The organism is Duncaniella sp., from assembly GCF_029056165.1.
Classification (GTDB): domain Bacteria; phylum Bacteroidota; class Bacteroidia; order Bacteroidales; family Muribaculaceae; genus Duncaniella.
In genome coordinates, this window is the sequence record NZ_JAIDBW010000029.1 from 1 (window position 1) to 18029 (window position 18029).

Below are 18029 nucleotides of genomic sequence, written 5' to 3' on the forward strand. Positions count from 1 at the left end.
ACCGCGGTGTTGTTATGAACCCTGTCGATCACCCCATGGGTGGTGGTGAAGGCCGCGCTTCCGGTGGTCATCCCCGCTCTCGCAAGGGCCTCTATGCTAAGGGTCTTAAGACTCGTGCCCCGAAGAAACATTCTTCGAAGTACATCATTGAAAGAAGAAAAAAGTAATCTGATTTAAATTAGCAACACTTATCATGAGTCGTTCATTAAAAAAAGGCCCGTTTATCAGCGTGAAGCTCGAAAAGAAGGTCGCTGCAATGGAAGAGAGCGGTAAGAAGTCGGTCATCAAGACATGGAGCCGCGCTTCTATGATCGCCCCCGAATTTGTAGGTCACACTTTCGCTGTTCACAACGGTAACAAATTTATCCCTGTCTATGTTACTGAAAACATGGTAGGTCACAAGCTTGGCGAGTTCGCTCCCACACGTACCTTCCGTGGTCACTCCGGTAACCGCAAGAAATAATTTGGGCCCTGATATAACTAATTCATTTGTAAAAAAGAAAAGAATTACAATAAAATGGGTGTAAGAAAAAGAAATTCAGCCGACCTCAGGAAAGCCGAACAGAAGACGGTAGCTTTTGCAAAGCTCCTCAACATCCCTACCTCTCCCCGCAAGATGCGTCTTGTCGCTGACATGATCCGCGGGGTCGAGGTCAACCGAGCACTCGGCATCCTGAAATTTTCAAATAAGGAAGCGGCTGCCCGCCTCGAAAAGCTCCTCCGTTCGGCTATCGCCAACTGGGAGGCTAAGAACGAACGCAAGGCTGACGCCGGTGAGCTCTATGTAAGCACGATCTTCGTGAACTGCGCTCCCATGCTCAAGCGTCTGCGTACAGCTCCTCAGGGCCGTGGCTACCGTATCCGTAAACGCGCAAACCACGTCACATTGATTGTTGACACAATTGATAACAAAAACGCTAAAGCTTAACAAATGGGACAGAAAGTAAATCCAATCAGCAATCGCTTGGGAGTTATCCGTGGATGGGACTCTAACTGGTATGGCGGTAAGAAATACGGCGATACTCTGCTCGAGGACTCCAAACTCCGCAAGTATCTCAATGTCCGCCTTGCAAAGTCAAGCGTTTCGCGCATCGTTATCGAGCGCACAATGAAGCTCATCACTATCACTGTCTGCACCTCACGTCCCGGTCTCATCATCGGTAAGGGCGGTTCAGAGGTTGACAAGCTGAAGGAAGAGCTTAAGAAAATCACCGACAAGGATGTTCAGATCAACATCTATGAAGTAAAGCGTCCCGAACTCGACGCGCAGATCGTCGCTTCAACTATCGCCCGTCAGATCGAAGGTAAGATCGCTTACCGTCGTGCTGTGAAGATGGCTGTCGCTTCAACTATGCGTGCCGGTGCAGAGGGTATCAAGGTTCAGGTATCAGGTCGTCTCAACGGTGCTGAAATGGCACGTTCGGAGATGTTCAAGGAAGGTCGTACTCCACTCCACACTCTCCGCGCCGATATCGACTACGCTCTCGTAGAGGCTCACACCAAGGTCGGTGTTATCGGTGTAAAGGTTTGGATCTGCCGTGGTGAGGTTTATGGAAAGCGTGACCTCGCTCCCCAGTACACCAATACCCAGAAGGAAAGCCGCAATTCATCTTCAAACGGCGCACCCCGTCGTGGCGGTTTCCGCAAACCTAAAAACAACCGTTAAACCCACAATTGATTCAACAACACAATGTTACAACCTAAGAAAACCAAATTTCGCCGCGCGCAAAAAGGCCGCATGAAAGGTATTGCGCAGCGTGGCAACCAGTTGGCCTTCGGTTCGTTCGGCATCAAGACTCTGGAGTCTAAGTGGATCACCGGTCGCCAGATTGAAGCAGCCCGTATCGCTGTGACACGTTACATGCAGCGTCAGGGTCAGATCTGGATTCGTATCTTCCCGGACAAGCCTATCACCAAGAAGCCTGCTGAAGTCCGCATGGGTAAAGGTAAGGGTGCTCCCGAAGGATTCGTTGCCCCTGTTACTCCCGGCCGTATCATCATAGAGGTTGAGGGCGTTCCCTACGACATCGCTAAGGAAGCACTCCGTCTCGCAGCTCAAAAACTCCCCGTGACCACTAAATTTATTGTGCGCCGCGATTATGACCCAACTCAAAATGTGTAACCCGTCATGAAGAAAGAATCATTCGCTGAAGTCAGCACTCAGGATCTCCGCGACCGCTTGGCTGAAATGGAGAAGGACTACACCCAGCTCACGATCAACCACGCTATCTCGCCCCTTGACAGCCCCGCAAAGATTACACATGCACGCAAGGCTATCGCTCGCGTAAAGACAGAGTTGCGTCAGCGCGAACTTAACAACAAATAAACTCCCCCTCAAATGGAAAAGAGAAATTTAAGAAAAGAACGTATCGGGGTTGTTTCGAGCAACAAGGGTGACAAGACCATCACCGTAACGGTGAAGTACAAGGAGAAGCACCCCATCTATGGCAAATTTGTCAACAAAACAAAGAAATATCACGCTCACGACGAAAAGAACGAATGTTCAGTCGGCGACACCGTCCGCCTTATGGAGACCCGTCCCCTCAGCAAGACAAAGCGCTGGCGTCTCGTGGAAATCATCGAAAAAGTGAAGTAAACTATGATACAGACTGAAAGCCGTTTAACAGTAGCCGACAACAGTGGTGCTAAGGAAGCACTCTGCATCCACGTCCTTGGTGGAACAGGCCGTCGTTATGCCTCTGTAGGTGACATTATTGTCGTTTCTGTCAAGAGTGTCATCCCCTCATCCGACGTTAAGAAAGGCACAGTATCGAAGGCTGTGGTTGTCCGTACAAAGAAGGAAATCCGCCGCCCCGACGGATCATATATCCGTTTCGATGACAATGCGTGTGTACTTCTCAACAATGCAGGCGAACTCCGCGGTACCCGTATCTTCGGTCCCGTTGCCCGTGAGCTCCGCGCTGCTAACCAGATGAAGATCGTTTCACTCGCTCCCGAAGTCCTCTAATCATCTTAACCGTCAAAAACAGTAAACGTAATGAGCAAATCACATATCAGAAAAGGCGACATCGTCTATGTTCTTGCCGGCGAAGACCGTGGCAAGGAGGGTCGTGTGCTCAAGGTGCTGAGAGAGAAGCAGAAGGCCATCGTTGAAGGTATCAACATGGTGACTAAAGCTACCAAGCCCAACGCACAGCACCCTCAGGGAGGCCTCATCAAGATGGAAGCTCCCATCCAGATTTCAAACATTGCTCTCATCGACCCCAAGTCAGGTAAGCCTACCCGCGTAAGCTGCCGTCGCGATGAAAAGGGTAATGTAATTCGTATTTCTAAAAAATCAGGAGAGGAGATTAAGTAATGAGCACCGAAACAGTTAAGAAAGACTATAAGGAACGCATCGTTCCCGCCCTGACCGAAAAGTTCAGCTATACAACACCCATGCAGGTGCCCAAGCTGAAGAAGATCGTCATCAATCAGGGTCTTGGCGCAGCTACTCAGGACAAGAAGCTCATCGAAACAGCTATCAACGAGCTCACCGCAATCACCGGTCAGAAGGCTGTCGCTACTCTCTCTCGCAAGGACATCTCGAACTTCAAGCTTCGTAAGAAGATGCCCATCGGCGTTATGGTGACACTCCGCCGCGAGAAAATGTATGAATTCCTTGAAAGACTCATCCGCGTGGCTCTGCCCCGTATCCGTGACTTCAAGGGTATCGATGGAAAGCTCGACGGCCGTGGTAACTACACCCTCGGTATCACTGAGCAGATCATCTTCCCTGAAATCAACATTGATGCTATCAACAAGCTCATGGGTATGAACATCACTTTCGTTACTTCAGCTAATACTGACGAAGAAGGTTATGCTCTGCTCAAGGAATTCGGTCTCCCTTTCAAAAACGCTAAAAACTAAGCTTAAGCTATGGCAAAAGAATCAATGAAGGCACGCGAGGTAAAACGCGCAAAGCTTGTTGCCAAGTATGCCAAAAAGAAAGCTGAACTCAAGGCTGCCGGTGACTACGAAGGTCTCCAGCTCCTCCCGAAGAACGCTTCAACCGTACGCCTCCACAACCGTTGTTCTATCACCGGTCGTCCCAAAGGCTACATGCGTCAGTTCGGCATTTCACGTATTCAGTTCCGTGAGATGGCTTCAGCCGGTCTCATCCCCGGTGTGAAGAAGGCTTCTTGGTAAGCAACCGTTTTACTGAATGTACTGAATGCTCCTGCGCTGCCTTTAGTCTGAGCATCCCTGTTTCCTGAGAGTCGGCGGCTCGAGAGTCGTTACCTCTAAGCGGAATCATGATCAATAAAGTTACTCGTATCCCACCGGTCATCTCCGCGGCCGTCTGACATAAAGGAACTCTTTCTCACTGACAGGTCAAGCGCACTCCTTACCTCTCACCTCAACCAGCTCCAAAGAATCATAGTGAGTATTAAATATTGTTGGGAAAATCCCAATCAATTTAAACATTTTTCAAAATGACTGATCCTATAGCAGATTATCTGACAAGATTGAGAAATGCAATCAAGGCCAACCACCGTGTGGTCGAGATTCCTGCCTCAAACTTGAAGCGAGAGATCACCAAGATTCTCTTCGAACAAGGCTACATCCTCAACTATAAGTTTGAGGAAAGCGAAACTCCCGCGGGCACAATCAAGATCGCCCTCAAGTATGATCCCATTGACAAGGTCAATGCCATCAAGAACCTTGAGCGCGTTTCCCGTCCGGGTCTCCGCCGTTATACCGGCTACAAAGATATGCCTCGTGTGTTGAACGGACTCGGCATTGCCATCCTCTCGACCTCGAAGGGTGTGATGACTAACAAAAAGGCCCGCGACCTGAAGATTGGTGGTGAGGTCCTTTGCTACGTTTACTAATCAATAAGGAGGATACAAATTATGTCACGTATAGGTAAAGCTCCCATTGAAGTTCCCGCAGGTGTCACCGTCACCGTCGATAAGGACAATGTAGTAACCGTTAAAGGTCCCAAAGGCACACTTACCCAGAAAGTAAATCCCGATCTCGAAGTTAAGGTTGAAGATGGTCACGTGACTGTGACCCGTCCCAGCGACGACCGCGAGCACCGCGCTCAGCACGGTCTCTACCGCGCACTCATCCATAACATGATCGTCGGTGTTTCTACTGGCTATCGCAAGGAATTGGAATTAGTAGGTGTGGGTTACCGCGCCGCCGCCACCGGTCAGGTGCTTGAGCTCTCGCTCGGTTACTCACATGCCATATATATTAAGCTTCCCCCCGAAGTTAAGGTTGAAGCAAAGAGTGAGCGTAACAAGAACCCCCTCATTATCCTTGAGAGCGACGACAAGCAGCTCCTCGGTCAGGTGTGTGCCAAGATCCGTTCACTCCGCAAGCCCGAACCCTACAAGGGCAAAGGTATCAAGTTTGTGGGCGAAATTATCCGTCGCAAGTCGGGTAAGTCGGCAAGTGCTAAATAATTAAATTGATTAAAACAATGGTTTCTAAGATACAACGTAGAAATAAAATCAAGGCCCGCATCCGTGGCAAGATTTCCGGCACCGCCTCTCGTCCCCGTATGTCGGTTTTCCGCAGCAACAAGCAGATTTATGTCCAGCTCATCGATGATCTCGCAGGAACTACTCTTTGCGCAACTTCATCAAAGGGCATCGAAGAGGGCACCAAGTGTGAAATCGCAGCCAAGGTTGGCGAAGCTATCGCTCAGAAGGCTCTCGCAGCAGGTATCACCGAAGTCGTTTTCGACCGTAACGGTTACCTCTTCCATGGCAGAGTAAAATCATTGGCTGACGCCGCGCGCAAAGGCGGCCTTAAATTCTAAGAAGATATGGCAAATAAGAATAATAAAGTAAAGTCCACAAACGATCTTGAACTCAAGGATCGTCTGGTTGCCATCAACCGCGTTACTAAGGTGACCAAGGGTGGCCGTACCTTTACCTTCGCCGCTATCGTTGTCGTTGGTAACGAAAACGGTATCGTAGGCTGGGGTCTCGGCAAAGCCAATGAAGTTCAGGCCGCTATCGCCAAGGGCGTTGAGGCAGCTAAGAAGAACCTCATCAAGGTTCCCGTTCACCGCGGTACAATCCCCCACGAGCAGTATGCTAAGTTCGGCGGTTCACGTGTTATCCTCAAGCCCGCAAGCCACGGTACTGGTGTAAAGGCCGGTGGTGCAATGCGTGCCGTGCTTGAGAGCGTAGGTATTACCGACGTGCTTGCAAAATCTAAGGGTTCGTCCAACCCCCACAACCTCGTAAAGGCTACCATCGAAGCGCTTGGCGAAATGCGCTCACCTGCTCAGGTTGCCCAGAATCGCGGTATCTCAATCGACAAAGTGTTTAACGGCTAATCCTCCATATATCAAATGGCAAAAATTAAAATCACCCAGATCAAGAGCCGCATCAACGCTCCTGCTGTTCAGAAGCGCACTCTCGATGCTCTCGGCCTGAGAAAAATGAATCATTCGGTTGTCCTTGAGGACACCCCCTCTATCATGGGTATGGTTAAAGCAGTAAGCCACTTGGTAAAAGTGACCAACGCCTAATTTCTAAAAATCATTAACACAACTATGGATTTAAGCAATTTAAAACCCGCTGCTGGCTCTGTTCAGAAAAAGACCCGCATCGGTCGTGGCGCCGGTTCCGGTAAGGGTGGTACTTCTACCCGTGGTCACAAAGGTGCAAAGTCTCGTTCAGGCTACAGCCGTAAGATAGGTTTTGAAGGTGGTCAGATGCCTCTTCAGCGCCGTCTCCCCAAATTTGGTTTCAAACCTCTTACCCGTACTGAATATAAGGCTGTCAACCTCGTTGACCTTGAAAACCTCGCCAACAGTGCTAATCTTGAAAAGATCGGTGTTGCAGAGCTCATCGCCGCTGGCGTTGTGAACGGCAAGCAGCCCGTCAAGATCCTCGCAAACGGTAAGCTCACCAAGAAGCTCACAGTTGAAGCTAACGCTTTCTCTGCAGCTGCTGAAAAGGCTATCGTTGAGGCCGGAGGTTCAATCAATAAAATTTAATCCCCCATCTCCTCCAAATGAGATTTGTTGAAACAATCCGTAACATCTGGACCATTGAGGAACTGAGAAAGCGAATTCTCGTCACCCTCCTGTTGGTACTGGTTTACCGTCTCGGTTGCTATGTCGTTCTTCCCGGCATTTCACCCGAAGATCTCGACGCCCTGTCGAAGTTTACCAACAAGAGTGGTCTGATGCAACTTCTCGATATGTTTTCGGGAGGTGCGTTCTCTCAGGCTTCCATCTTTGCTCTCGGTATCATGCCCTACATTACTGCATCCATCGTGATCCAGTTGCTCGGCATGGTCGTACCTTCTTTCCAGAAGATGCAGAGCGAGGGTGAGAGCGGACGTCAGAAGCTCAGCCAATACACCCGTTATCTGACTGTGCTTATTCTCGTTCTCCAAGGTCCTGCTTATCTGATAAATCTCCAAGTCCAAGTGAGTGCCGCTACTGGCGGCGCCCACATGGGCTTTTGGACATTGGCCTTCCTTACTGTCATCCTTGCTGCCGGCTCCATGTTCATCATGTGGCTTGGTGAGCGCATCACAGATCGCGGTATCGGCAATGGTATCTCCTTCATCATCCTTGTAGGTATCATTGCCCGTCTTCCGGGAGCACTCTTCTACGAATTCACCAGCCGTCTTCCGGGAGCTACCGGTAGTCAGGGTGGTCTGATTATGTTCGTTGTAGAGATCATCCTCCTTTTCGCCGTGACTGTCGGTGCAGTGCTTCTCGTTCAGGGAACACGCAAGGTGCCCGTACAGTACGCCAAGCGTATTGTCGGCAACCGCCAGTACGGAGGTGCTCGTCAGTATATCCCCTTGAAAGTTAATGCCGCCGGTGTGATGCCTATCATCTTTGCACAGGCCATTATGTTTATCCCCATCACTCTTGCCGGTTTCGGCAGCTCTGAGGGATCGTCGGGATTCTATGCAGCTTTCTCGGATATCAACGGCTTCTGGTATAATCTTGTCTATTTCATCCTCATTGTAGCCTTCACATATTTCTATACTGCCATTACCGTACGTCCTACCCAGATGGCAGAGGATATGAAGCGTAACAATGGATTCATCCCCGGCGTAAAGCCCGGAAAGAAAACCGCTGAGTATCTCGACTCCATCATGTCGCGTATCACTCTTCCCGGTTCTATTTTCCTTGGCATCGTGGCCATCCTCCCCGCATTTGCACGTTTCTTCGGCATTAGCCAGAACTTCGCGCAGTTCTTCGGAGGTACATCGCTTCTGATTCTTGTCGGTGTCGTCCTTGACACCCTCCAGCAGATCGAAAGCCACCTTATGATGCACCACTACGACGGTCTCATGAAGGACGGCAAGATCAAGGGTCGTACAACCGGTTCGGCTTATTGATGCCGTTGACTCGATTAACGCAGATTTTTTCATCAGGTAAATGATCTATCTAAAGACTCCCGAAGAAATCGAAAAAATGCGACAGGCATGCACGCTTGTGAGCCGCACACTTGGCGAAGTTGCCAAGTGGGTGGCTCCGGGCGTGACTACCCGTCATCTTGATAATATCGCGCGTGAGTTCATGCGCGATAATGGTGGTAAGCCTGCCTGTCTCGGTTACGGAGGTTTCCCCGGCACTCTCTGCATTGAGGTCAATGAAACTGTGGTTCACGGTTTCCCCTCTTCCTACGAATTGCGTGACGGCGACATCGTCGGTATCGATACCGTCGTGGAGCTTGACGGCTACAACGGAGATATGTGTTACACATTTCCGGTAGGTGAGGTTGCCCCTGAAGTCCTTGCTTTATGTAAAGTGACAAAGGAGTCCCTTTATAAAGGCATTGCTGCCGCACAGGAAGGCAAGCGTATCGGTGACATCGCAAATACAGTGCAGACGTATTGCGAACGCCACGGTTACACTGTGGTTCGTGAGATGTGCGGTCATGGCATAGGCCGTAAAATGCATGAGGATCCTGAAGTCCCCAATTATGGACGCCGCGGTGTCGGGCCACTCCTTAAGAAAGGAATGTGTATCTGCATTGAGCCGATGATCAATCTCGGTAGCAGAAACATTGTGATAGAGAAGGACGGCTGGCAGTGTCGTACTAAGGATCGCAAACCTTCGGCTCACTATGAGCACACGATCGTTATTGATCCCGAAGGCCCGGAGATCCTGACCACATTCGATTATATCGAAGAAGCCCTTGGCGATAGATTCATTTGACGTATTTAAAATCATTTGTTGAAACCTATATAAATTGTATGGCAAAACAAGCTGCAATCGAACTTGACGGTACCATCGTCGAAGCTTTGTCAAACGCAATGTTCCGCGTCGAACTTGAGAACGGACATGAGATCACAGCTCATATTTCAGGTAAGATGCGCATGCATTACATCAAGATCCTTCCCGGTGACAAGGTGAAAGTTGAGATGTCGCCCTATGATCTTTCGAAGGGACGTATCGCTTTCCGTTACAAATAAGGAATCGATCTTGGATAATAAAGAAACAAAACTAATCAACTTCAAATACACTGATAAACCAATGAAAGTAAGAGCTTCAGTTAAAAAGCGCACTCCGGACAGCAAGATCGTGCGCCGCAAAGGACGTCTGTACGTCATCAACAAAAAGAATCCTAAGTACAAGCAGCGTCAAGGCTAATGAGCTGTCTCGCGTAGCGGATGGCTCTATTGTAGCATCATATTAGTTAATATTTCCCAATGATTCCTAATAAGTGTTGCAAAAGCTTGTCCAACCGCTTCGCAGTCAGTAAAAAAGTATTACCTTTGCAAAAAATTTAGTCAAGAAATCAAGTATTTATATGGCAGTAAGAATCGTGGGAGTTGACCTCCCCCAGAACAAAAGAGGTGAAATCGCCCTGACCTATATTTTTGGTATCGGACGCAGCGCAGCCAAGACCATTCTCGGAAAGGCCGGCGTTGATGTCAATATCAAGGTGAAGGACTGGAGTGATGACCAAGCAGCCAAGGTTCGTGAAGTGATCGGTAGCGATTACAAGGTGGAGGGTGACCTTCGCAGCGAAATCCAGCTCAACATCAAGCGTCTCATGGACATCGGTTGCTATCGTGGCATCCGTCATCGTAACGGTCTTCCCGTGCGTGGCCAGAGCACCAAGAACAATGCTCGTACTCGTAAGGGTCGTAAGAAAACTGTTGCTAACAAGAAAAAAGCTACTAAATAATAAATCAACATGGCAAAAAAGACAGTCGCAGCTAAGAAACGTAACGTTAAGGTTGACGCCGCCGGTCAGCTTCACGTTCACTCGTCTTTCAACAACATCATTGTGTGCTTAGCCAACTCTGAAGGTCAGGTTATCTCTTGGTCTTCTGCAGGCAAGATGGGTTTCCGTGGCTCAAAGAAGAACACTCCTTATGCAGCTCAGATGGCCGCACAGGATTGTGCAAAAGTTGCCTATGACCTCGGCCTCCGCAAAGTGAAGGCTTATGTCAAGGGTCCCGGCAACGGCCGCGAATCAGCTATCCGTACCGTTCATGGCGCAGGCATCGAAGTTACTGAAATCGTTGACGTAACTCCGCTTCCCCACAACGGATGCCGTCCTCCCAAGCGTCGTCGCGTATAATAGCCCGTCAGCTTGTGGTCGCCGATTGATTTCCCGCTCTTAACTTTCATAATAAAAACAGAGAAATCAAATCGCCGGCAAAATCAGTAAATTTTGATTCATCAATTTTACATCCAGTCCCCCCGCATCGAGCCTGAATATCTGAATTTGTGTCAGTGACTGACAATAGATCAGAATATAATGAGGAATGGCCTCTCGTGAATGGACCATATTTTTTTCACCTCTCTATGGTCGCGGCTGTCACACCGGCCACTCCCTCAAGGTAAGAACAATCGGGACAAACCAATTTCAAATCAAACAATAAAATGGCAAGATACACAGGTCCCCGCACCAAAATCGCCCGTAAGTTCGGCGAACCCATCTTCGGTGAAGATAAAGTCCTCGCCAAGAAGAACTATCCCCCGGGCCAGCACGGACTCAACAAAAGAAGAAAAACTTCTGAGTACGGTGTTCAGCTCCGCGAGAAGCAGAAAGCTAAATATACCTACGGTGTGCTTGAGAAGCAGTTCCACAACCTCTTCGACAAGGCATCACGCGCTAAGGGTATCACCGGTGAGATCCTTCTCCAGCTTCTCGAAGGCCGTCTCGACAACGTAGTTTATCGTCTCGGCATCGCTCCCACCCGCGCAGCTGCCCGTCAGCTCGTACTTCACCGTCACATCGTTGTCAACGGTAAGGTTGTCAATATCGCTTCTTACGCTGTTAAGCCCGGCGATGTTATCGGTGTACGTGAAAAATCAAAGTCTCTCGAAGTAATTGCCGACGCACTCGCCGGTTTCAATCACAGCAAATTCCCTTGGCTGGAATGGGACGAAAGCCTCAAGGCTGGTAAGTTCCTCCACGTTCCCGCCCGTGAGGATATCCCTGAGAACATCAAAGAGCAGCTTATCGTCGAGTTGTATTCTAAATAATCATTAAATTAAGATCCATGGCTATATTAGCATTCCAGAAACCTGACAAAGTCCTCATGTTGGAAGCCGATAATCATTTCGGTAAATTTGAGTTTAAGCCATTGGAACCGGGTTATGGTATCACCATTGGCAACGCCCTGCGTCGCATCCTTCTCTCCTCGCTCGAAGGTTTTGCCATTTCGTCTATCCGCATTGACGGAGTAAGACACGAATTTGACACTATCCCCGGTGTCAAGGAAGATGTTACGAACATCATTCTTAATCTCAAGAAAGTCAACCTTAAGCAGACGGTTGAAGATACCGATTTTGAGAAGGCTACCATCACTGTGTCAGGTCAGGAAGAGTTCACAGCCGGTGACATAAGCAAAGTCCTGACAGGATTTGAAGTCCTGAATCCGGAACTTGTGATCTGTCATTTGGATCCGAGCGCCAGCTTCACTATCGATCTCACCATCAATAAGGGTCGTGGTTGGGTTCCCGCAGAGGAAAACAGAAATGCCAATGACGCTATCGATGTCCTCGCAATCGACTCGATCTATACCCCTATCCAGAATGTGAAATATACGGTGGAGAACTTCCGCGTTGATCAAAAGACCGACTACGACAAGCTCACACTTGAAATCACTACCGATGGTTCAATCCTTCCGAAGGATGCCCTCAAGGAAGCTGCTAAGATTCTTATCTATCACTTCATGCTCTTCTCCGATGAAAAGATCACTCTTGAAACGGATGAGACTGACGGTGAGGAAGAATTCGATGAAGAAGTGCTCCACATGCGTCAACTCCTCAAGAGCAAGCTTGTGGATATGGACCTCTCAGTCCGCGCACTCAACTGCCTTAAGAGCGCCGAGGTTGAGACCCTTGGTGAACTGGTGGTCTTCAACAAGACCGACCTCCTGAAATTCCGTAACTTCGGCAAGAAGTCGCTTACTGAGCTTGATGAGCTTCTGGCTAACCTCAACCTGTCGTTCGGAATGGACATTTCAAAATATAAACTTGATAAAGAGTAATTATAACGATGAGACATAATAAAAAATTCAATCACCTCAGTCGCAAGAAGGCTCACCGTGACGCTCTGCTCGCCAACATGACGATTTCGCTGATCATGCACAAGCGCATTTTCACCACTCTCGCCAAGGCTAAAGCTCTCCGTGTCTATGCCGAGCCCCTTATCAACCGCGCTAAGGAGGACAGCACACCCAACCGTCGCCTCGTCTTTGCTCATCTCCAGAACAAAGAGGCTGTGACTGAACTCTTCCGCGAAATTGCCCAGAAGATCGCTAACCGCCCCGGTGGTTACACCCGTATCCTTAAAACAGGCAACCGTCTCGGTGACAACGCCAAGACTTGCTTCATCGAGCTCGTTGACTACAACGAAAACATGCTGAAGGATAACGCACCCAAGAAGGCTGGCCGCACACGTCGTTCACGTCGTGGTGCTAAGGCTAACGCTGAAGCTCCTGCAGCTGAAGCTCCCAAGGCCGAGGCTCCTGCTTCTGAAGCACCCGCAGCTGAATAATCTTGTCAAAAGAAACTTTATTCATAGAATCATCGCTGGCTTATTCAAGTCGGCGATGATTTGTTTTTTATAGTTGAATTCTGGGTGCTTTTATCAGAATCCTATTGTTGAAGTTTATAATTCTGTTTTAAAGGGAGTGAAATTATGGGTAAATTCACGGCAGGAGAGCAGAGAGGGCTAATTGTCCTGATGGTTATATTGGCTGCACTATGTGTAGTGATGTTTACGCGGTCGTATATGAGTAGTCATACACTGGGTGAACTAAGGATCAATGAAGAGCGGGCTACGGTGCGTTTTGACAGTGTTTCGCGATCCGATAGTGCATTTGTTCAAGACAGTTTGAAGGTCAGGCGGAAGAGCAAGAATAAAGCTTCTAAATCAAAGATGGTACCTGCACGGCGAAATCCGCTTGATGAAGAGCTGAATTAAGCTATCCCTGCATTCCCGGTATGATCCGATGATTATTGAATTAGCGTTCTGAGAGCGGATTCTATAGGTTGCTGTGCATTGAATACGGTCTCAAAAGCGGGTCTGTCACATTGATTTAAATATGCCACAGAAAATCTCATATAAAAGTAATGCGGCCTGATTTGTCAGTTGAACGACAAATCAGGCCGTATTTTATTGGTTACAATAAGCTTTTTATGTCAGGTTCAGATTAGAGATTGAGAGGATCGGGTGTCTCTTCCTCAACAGGGATGTCGGTATTGACGTTCTTGCTACCGATGAGACCGTAGTAGAGGAGGTAGGCGAGCATTGCGACAACGAGCCAGTAGGAAGGCATATATCCGCAAGATTTTGCAATCGCATTCTGAATGAGGGGCATAACGCCACCACCGACAACCATCATCATGAAGATACCGGATGCCTGAGCCGTATATTTGCCGAGACCCTCGACAGCGAGGTTGAAGATACCACCCCACATGATCGATGTGCAAAGACCGCAGAGGATAAGCAGGAATGCGCTTACGGGTACCTGTGCGCCGCCTTCATAAAGCATTTCCGGTACGGGGAACGTTGTGGTCTTGGGGATGAAAATGGCAAGGATAATGAGGATGATTGCGGTAGTGGAAACAGCGATGAGTTGTGTGCGTGACGACACTGAACCGCTGATGAAACCGGAAAGCGTACGGCCGATAAGCATGAAAAGCCAATAGACAGCTACGATCGCACCGGCAATTGCCGAAGCCTGACCCTCAACGCCTGCACCGTTGGCACTCTGGTCGGCGAGGTAGAAGTTAAGAGTTCCCGGAATACCGATCTCGATACCTACATAGAAGAAGATACCGATGACGCCGAGTACGGTGTGACGGAAGTTCCACGGTGAGTGGGCATATTTGACCTTCTTACCGTTGCTCATGTTAGGCTCAGGAATGGAAACAAAGCAGAGGATAACGAATGCCACACTGAAGATACCCATACCGATGAAGAGGAGCGGATTGACATCGCCGATCTGTGTCTGGCTGCTGAGAACACCGATGAGCATACCTACGAAAAGCGGTGTGAGAGTACCGGAGAGCGAGTTGAGCGCGCCACCGAACTGGAGAAGCTGGTTACCACGGTTACCGCCGCCACCGAGAAGGTTGAGCATGGGGTTTACCACGGTGTTGAGCATACATACGCAGAAACCGCAGATAAATGCGCCGAGAAGATAGATGAAGAAGTTGAGTGTGATGGGGAATGTGGTTGCTACGCCCTCGGCATTAGTGGATGCGAACGTGGTGACCACAGTGTCAGTTCCGATTGAGCTTGAAAGGAATTGCACGAACAGACCGACGACACCGACGGCGAGAGCCCAGAGGGCTGTTTTTTTGTAGCCGATGCGGACAAGCATATTGCCAGCCGGGATGCCCATGAACAGATAGGCGAGGAAGTTCATCATGTTGCCCATCATACCGAGCACAGAATTTCCTTCAAACTGATAGCCCCAGATAGTACCGATGGGAGCTGCCAGATTCGTCACGAATGAGATCATAGCGTAGATGAAAAACATCACCACTATGGCCACTATCCGCGCATTGTTTTTTGCTGTAGTTTCCATTTTGTTTTTAGGTAAAATCGATTTGTTAATGATTCAATGAACTTAAAAATTTTTACTTTAGAATTGTGATTAAAGATAAGAAGATATAAAAACCTATTGTATCAGCAAAGATAATGATTCTTTTTTTGATTTCTGTTATAAGAAGGGTATAAATCAGGCAGTGATGACCAAAAATGATCTTCCTGGCGAGGGCCAACATTATTTTAGATTAAAAATATGCTTTATAGCTATGCTAAAGGGCGTTTTTTTGAAAAAATCCAACAAAATCTGCGGTGATTTCGCAGACATTATTTATTTTTGCGACGTAATTCTTCTAAAGACCTTTGCAACGGATAGTATTTGTTCCTGATCATCATTCCGTTCAATGTTTTTCAGCAATCATACAGTGCAATTCTCGATAGAACACAGAATTTTTATAGTAAAACTGAATCACAACAAACCTAATACACATTACCACCATACATAAAAGCATCAACCGGGTGCATGGCCACCCGTCCCGGTCATTTCATTGACACAGATCCGTTCCCGGAGCGCGTCTGTCGCGCCACTTTTGGCAGACAGGATTTATCCACGGTTATGAGTCGTGGATCAGTTGCGGCATCCGATCCTCTCCGGTACATTGCAGATGCCGGTATGTCACCATAAAAATTGCGGGGGCTTCAACTAACGAGCATATAGGATAAGCGTAAATCTTACATATCGCTATCCGAAGCCCCCTCCCATGATCGTCATGCTCAAAGAGTGTGGCGCAGCATAATAACAACGGTTGATCCGGCGACCGCGTGTCGCCCGGTCATGAATTTGGTGGCGATCCTCTTTGCGAAAAGCGGTCTCACCTGTTATTTGTTACTATTGTGTGTCGAATTCCTTGTCTTGATGGCAGGGAATTCGTTTTTAATTTGTATATTTGCAGATACTCTCCCTTCTTACCGATCAACAATCTGTTTTACCGAATCATTCGTTCTAATAATACAATACCTACCAATGAATCTGACATCAATTAACCGTGCGGCAGATAATATCCGTATTCTCGCCGCCTCTATGGTTGAAAAAGCAAAATCGGGTCACCCCGGTGGCGCCATGGGTGGCGCGGATTTTGTCAACGTGCTTTACTCTCAATTCCTCATTACTGATCCCGACGATGGCAAGTGGCTTGGCCGTGACCGTTTCTTCCTTGATCCCGGTCACATGTCGCCGATGCTCTACAGCGTGCTCGCGCTTTTCGGACACTATACCGTAGCAGAGCTTGAGCAGTTCCGTCAGTGGGGTTCGCCTACTCCCGGTCACCCCGAACTTCATCCCGAACGCGGCGTGGAGAATACTTCCGGACCTCTCGGTCAGGGTCACACTATGGCCGTCGGCTGCGCTATCGCAGAGCGTTTCATGACCGCCCGCTTCGGCGAGTGGATGAGCCACAAGACCTACGCTTTCATCTCCGACGGTGGTATTCAGGAGGAAATCTCGCAGGGTGCAGGCCGTCTCGCCGGTTATCTCGGTCTCCACAATCTCATCATGTTCTATGACAGCAACCGTGTCCAGCTCTCTACAATGGTGGATGCAGTCGATCGTGAGGATGTGGCTGCAAAGTACCGTGCATGGCACTGGAATGTGATCGAGATCAACGGTAATGATCCTGTCGAGATCGCCAATGCTATCGTTGCCGCACAGGGCGAAAAGGAAAAACCGACCCTCATCATCGGTAATACTGTTATGGGTAAGGGTGTTGTCAAGGCTGACGGCTCTAACTTCGAAGGCCAGTGCTCAACCCACGGTCAGCCCCTCAGCGCATCAGGTGCCGACTATGCCGCCACCATGAAGAATCTCGGAGCAGATCCTGAGAATCCTTGGGTGATCTTTGATGACGTGAAGGCTCTCTATGACGGACGTCGTCAGGAACTCCGTGAGATCGTCAAGGCTAAGCGTGCAGAGCAGGCTGCTTGGGAAGCTGCTAATCCCGAACTTGCAAAGGAACTCCATACATTCCTTGACAACAAGCTCCCCGCAATCGACTGGCGTGCGATCCCTCACAAACCGAATATCGCTTCGCGTCAGGCATCGGCCGACGTTCTCGGCGTGCTTGCTGAAAAGGTCAACAACATGATCGTTTCATCTGCCGACCTCGCTAACTCCGACAAGACAGATGCATTCCTCAAGAAAACTCATCCCTTCACCAACGGTGACTTCTCAGGCGCGTTCCTCCATGCAGGTGTGTCAGAGCTTACAATGGCTGCTGTAATGAACGGTATCGTACTCCACGGCGGTGTCATCGGTGCTTGCGGTACATTCTTCGTGTTCAGCGACTATATGAAGCCCGCTGTGCGTATGGCGGCCCTCATGGAACTCCCCGTGAAGTATATCTGGACTCACGACGCATTCCGTGTGGGTGAGGACGGTCCGACTCATGAGCCCGTAGAGCAGGAAGCTCAGCTCCGTCTCATGGAAGAGCTCCGCAACTTCAACGGTGAGCCTTCAATGCTCGTTCTCCGTCCCGCCGACGCTGCTGAGACTTCGGTTTGCTGGGCGATGGCTATGGAGAACTTCAAGACACCTTCGGCTCTCGTGCTCTCTCGTCAGAACCTTCCCGATCTGCCCGCTGCTTCCGGCGACCGCTTCGCCGAGGCTAATGCCGGCTGCCGTAAGGGTGGTTATGTAGTGGTTGAGGCTGAGAATCCCGATGTGATCCTCGTGGCTAACGGTTCGGAGGTTTCACTTCTCTGCGAAGTTGCTGACAAACTCGCTGCCGAGGGCAAGAAAGCCCGCGTGGTATCCGTGCCTTCACTCGGTCTGTTCTTCCTTCAGGATGCCGACTACCGCAAGTCAGTGATGACTCCCGGTGTTCCCGCATTCGGTCTCACCGCCGGCCTGCCTTCAACTCTCCGTGAGATTGTCGGTGCTGACGGTATGGTATTCGGTCTCGATCACTTCGGTGCTTCCGCTCCTTACAAGGTGCTTGATGAGAAGTTCGGCTTCACTGCTGATCATGTCAAGGGTCTCGTCGATAAGTTTATCGGCGCGTAAGTACGACAGAA

Annotated in this window: 27 protein-coding genes and 1 pseudogene; 27 read left to right on the plus strand and 1 reads right to left on the minus strand. The window is 49.2% G+C overall.

All coding sequences use genetic code 11. The features are described 5' to 3' along the window. The 26 genes and pseudogenes from rplB to rplQ form a co-directional block, all read left to right on the plus strand. A pseudogene (gene rplB, locus K2G41_RS05820) lies at window positions 1-167 on the plus strand (50S ribosomal protein L2); the annotation flags it as partial. Between the two features lie 26 nt (window positions 168-193). Further along, a complete protein-coding gene (rpsS, locus tag K2G41_RS05825; RefSeq protein WP_107031214.1) occupies window positions 194-463 on the plus strand; it encodes a 30S ribosomal protein S19 in 270 nt (89 codons plus the stop codon). A gap of 54 nt (window positions 464-517) precedes the next feature. Next, a complete protein-coding gene (gene rplV, locus K2G41_RS05830; protein WP_300116354.1) occupies window positions 518-928 on the plus strand; it encodes a 50S ribosomal protein L22 in 411 nt (136 codons plus the stop codon). A gap of 3 nt (window positions 929-931) precedes the next feature. After that, window positions 932-1666 carry a 30S ribosomal protein S3 gene (gene rpsC, locus K2G41_RS05835; RefSeq protein ID WP_300116357.1) on the plus strand — a complete coding sequence of 245 codons (735 nt, stop codon included), beginning with the start codon at window positions 932-934 and terminating at the stop codon, window positions 1664-1666. A 24-nt stretch (window positions 1667-1690) separates the two neighbouring features. Then, entirely contained in the window at window positions 1691-2122 is a 432-nt protein-coding gene (rplP, locus tag K2G41_RS05840; RefSeq protein ID WP_297070312.1) for a 50S ribosomal protein L16, read from the plus strand. A gap of 6 nt (window positions 2123-2128) precedes the next feature. Further along, window positions 2129-2326 (plus strand): 50S ribosomal protein L29, encoded by a 198-nt coding sequence (rpmC, locus tag K2G41_RS05845; protein WP_300116360.1) that lies wholly within the window; start codon window positions 2129-2131, stop codon window positions 2324-2326. Window positions 2327-2338: 12 nt separating this feature from the next. Then, complete coding sequence (gene rpsQ / locus K2G41_RS05850) at window positions 2339-2596, plus strand: 30S ribosomal protein S17 (RefSeq protein ID WP_300116363.1); 258 nt, start codon at window positions 2339-2341, stop codon at window positions 2594-2596. A 3-nt stretch (window positions 2597-2599) separates the two neighbouring features. Further along, complete coding sequence (rplN, locus tag K2G41_RS05855) at window positions 2600-2968, plus strand: 50S ribosomal protein L14 (RefSeq protein ID WP_107031220.1); 369 nt, start codon at window positions 2600-2602, stop codon at window positions 2966-2968. Between the two features lie 30 nt (window positions 2969-2998). Beyond that, window positions 2999-3319 (plus strand): 50S ribosomal protein L24, encoded by a 321-nt coding sequence (rplX, locus tag K2G41_RS05860; RefSeq protein ID WP_300116367.1) that lies wholly within the window; start codon window positions 2999-3001, stop codon window positions 3317-3319. Further along, window positions 3319-3870, plus strand: coding sequence for a 50S ribosomal protein L5 (rplE, locus tag K2G41_RS05865; RefSeq protein ID WP_300116370.1), 552 nt, complete (start codon window positions 3319-3321; stop codon window positions 3868-3870). Before rplX ends, rplE begins: the two co-directional genes overlap by 1 nt. A gap of 9 nt (window positions 3871-3879) precedes the next feature. Further along, on the plus strand, window positions 3880-4149 hold the full coding sequence (gene rpsN / locus K2G41_RS05870; protein WP_123615502.1) for a 30S ribosomal protein S14: 270 nt from the start codon (window positions 3880-3882) through the stop codon (window positions 4147-4149). A 287-nt stretch (window positions 4150-4436) separates the two neighbouring features. Then, window positions 4437-4835: a 30S ribosomal protein S8 gene (gene rpsH / locus K2G41_RS05875; protein WP_300116374.1), complete on the plus strand. Its 399-nt coding sequence runs from the start codon at window positions 4437-4439 to the stop codon at window positions 4833-4835. A 21-nt stretch (window positions 4836-4856) separates the two neighbouring features. Further along, a complete protein-coding gene (rplF, locus tag K2G41_RS05880; protein ID WP_300116377.1) occupies window positions 4857-5414 on the plus strand; it encodes a 50S ribosomal protein L6 in 558 nt (185 codons plus the stop codon). A 17-nt stretch (window positions 5415-5431) separates the two neighbouring features. Beyond that, the gene (gene rplR / locus K2G41_RS05885) at window positions 5432-5773 is read left to right on the plus strand and encodes a 50S ribosomal protein L18 (protein WP_297070324.1); all 342 of its coding nucleotides are present in this window, start codon (window positions 5432-5434) and stop codon (window positions 5771-5773) included. 6 nt (window positions 5774-5779) lie between these two features. Further along, a complete protein-coding gene (rpsE, locus tag K2G41_RS05890; RefSeq protein WP_300116380.1) occupies window positions 5780-6298 on the plus strand; it encodes a 30S ribosomal protein S5 in 519 nt (172 codons plus the stop codon). A 15-nt stretch (window positions 6299-6313) separates the two neighbouring features. Further along, window positions 6314-6493, plus strand: a complete 180-nt coding sequence (gene rpmD, locus K2G41_RS05895; protein WP_297070328.1) for a 50S ribosomal protein L30 — start codon at window positions 6314-6316, stop codon at window positions 6491-6493. A gap of 24 nt (window positions 6494-6517) precedes the next feature. Beyond that, window positions 6518-6964 carry a 50S ribosomal protein L15 gene (rplO, locus tag K2G41_RS05900; protein ID WP_300116384.1) on the plus strand — a complete coding sequence of 149 codons (447 nt, stop codon included), beginning with the start codon at window positions 6518-6520 and terminating at the stop codon, window positions 6962-6964. A gap of 17 nt (window positions 6965-6981) precedes the next feature. Beyond that, window positions 6982-8331: a preprotein translocase subunit SecY gene (secY, locus tag K2G41_RS05905; RefSeq protein WP_300116386.1), complete on the plus strand. Its 1350-nt coding sequence runs from the start codon at window positions 6982-6984 to the stop codon at window positions 8329-8331. Between the two features lie 40 nt (window positions 8332-8371). Continuing rightward, the gene (map, locus tag K2G41_RS05910; protein ID WP_300116388.1) at window positions 8372-9154 is read left to right on the plus strand and encodes a type I methionyl aminopeptidase; all 783 of its coding nucleotides are present in this window, start codon (window positions 8372-8374) and stop codon (window positions 9152-9154) included. A gap of 38 nt (window positions 9155-9192) precedes the next feature. Next, on the plus strand, window positions 9193-9411 hold the full coding sequence (gene infA / locus K2G41_RS05915) for a translation initiation factor IF-1 (RefSeq protein WP_107031232.1): 219 nt from the start codon (window positions 9193-9195) through the stop codon (window positions 9409-9411). A gap of 61 nt (window positions 9412-9472) precedes the next feature. Continuing rightward, entirely contained in the window at window positions 9473-9589 is a 117-nt protein-coding gene (gene rpmJ, locus K2G41_RS05920; RefSeq protein WP_016562612.1) for a 50S ribosomal protein L36, read from the plus strand. 160 nt (window positions 9590-9749) lie between these two features. Continuing rightward, complete coding sequence (gene rpsM, locus K2G41_RS05925) at window positions 9750-10130, plus strand: 30S ribosomal protein S13 (protein ID WP_123615493.1); 381 nt, start codon at window positions 9750-9752, stop codon at window positions 10128-10130. A gap of 9 nt (window positions 10131-10139) precedes the next feature. Further along, on the plus strand, window positions 10140-10529 hold the full coding sequence (gene rpsK / locus K2G41_RS05930) for a 30S ribosomal protein S11 (RefSeq protein WP_107031234.1): 390 nt from the start codon (window positions 10140-10142) through the stop codon (window positions 10527-10529). Window positions 10530-10834: 305 nt separating this feature from the next. Beyond that, the gene (gene rpsD / locus K2G41_RS05935; RefSeq protein WP_300116391.1) at window positions 10835-11440 is read left to right on the plus strand and encodes a 30S ribosomal protein S4; all 606 of its coding nucleotides are present in this window, start codon (window positions 10835-10837) and stop codon (window positions 11438-11440) included. Window positions 11441-11457: 17 nt separating this feature from the next. Beyond that, window positions 11458-12450, plus strand: a complete 993-nt coding sequence (locus tag K2G41_RS05940) for a DNA-directed RNA polymerase subunit alpha (protein WP_300116393.1) — start codon at window positions 11458-11460, stop codon at window positions 12448-12450. A gap of 8 nt (window positions 12451-12458) precedes the next feature. After that, window positions 12459-12959 carry a 50S ribosomal protein L17 gene (rplQ, locus tag K2G41_RS05945; protein ID WP_300116395.1) on the plus strand — a complete coding sequence of 167 codons (501 nt, stop codon included), beginning with the start codon at window positions 12459-12461 and terminating at the stop codon, window positions 12957-12959. A gap of 658 nt (window positions 12960-13617) precedes the next feature. Here the strand turns inward: rplQ and K2G41_RS05950 are convergent. Further along, window positions 13618-15000: an MFS transporter gene (locus tag K2G41_RS05950; RefSeq protein WP_300116397.1), complete on the minus strand. Its 1383-nt coding sequence runs from the start codon at window positions 14998-15000 to the stop codon at window positions 13618-13620. Between the two features lie 984 nt (window positions 15001-15984). Between K2G41_RS05950 and K2G41_RS05955 the strand changes: the two genes are divergently transcribed. Beyond that, window positions 15985-18018 (plus strand): transketolase, encoded by a 2034-nt coding sequence (locus tag K2G41_RS05955; RefSeq protein ID WP_300116399.1) that lies wholly within the window; start codon window positions 15985-15987, stop codon window positions 18016-18018. Window positions 18019-18029 lie beyond the last annotated feature (11 nt).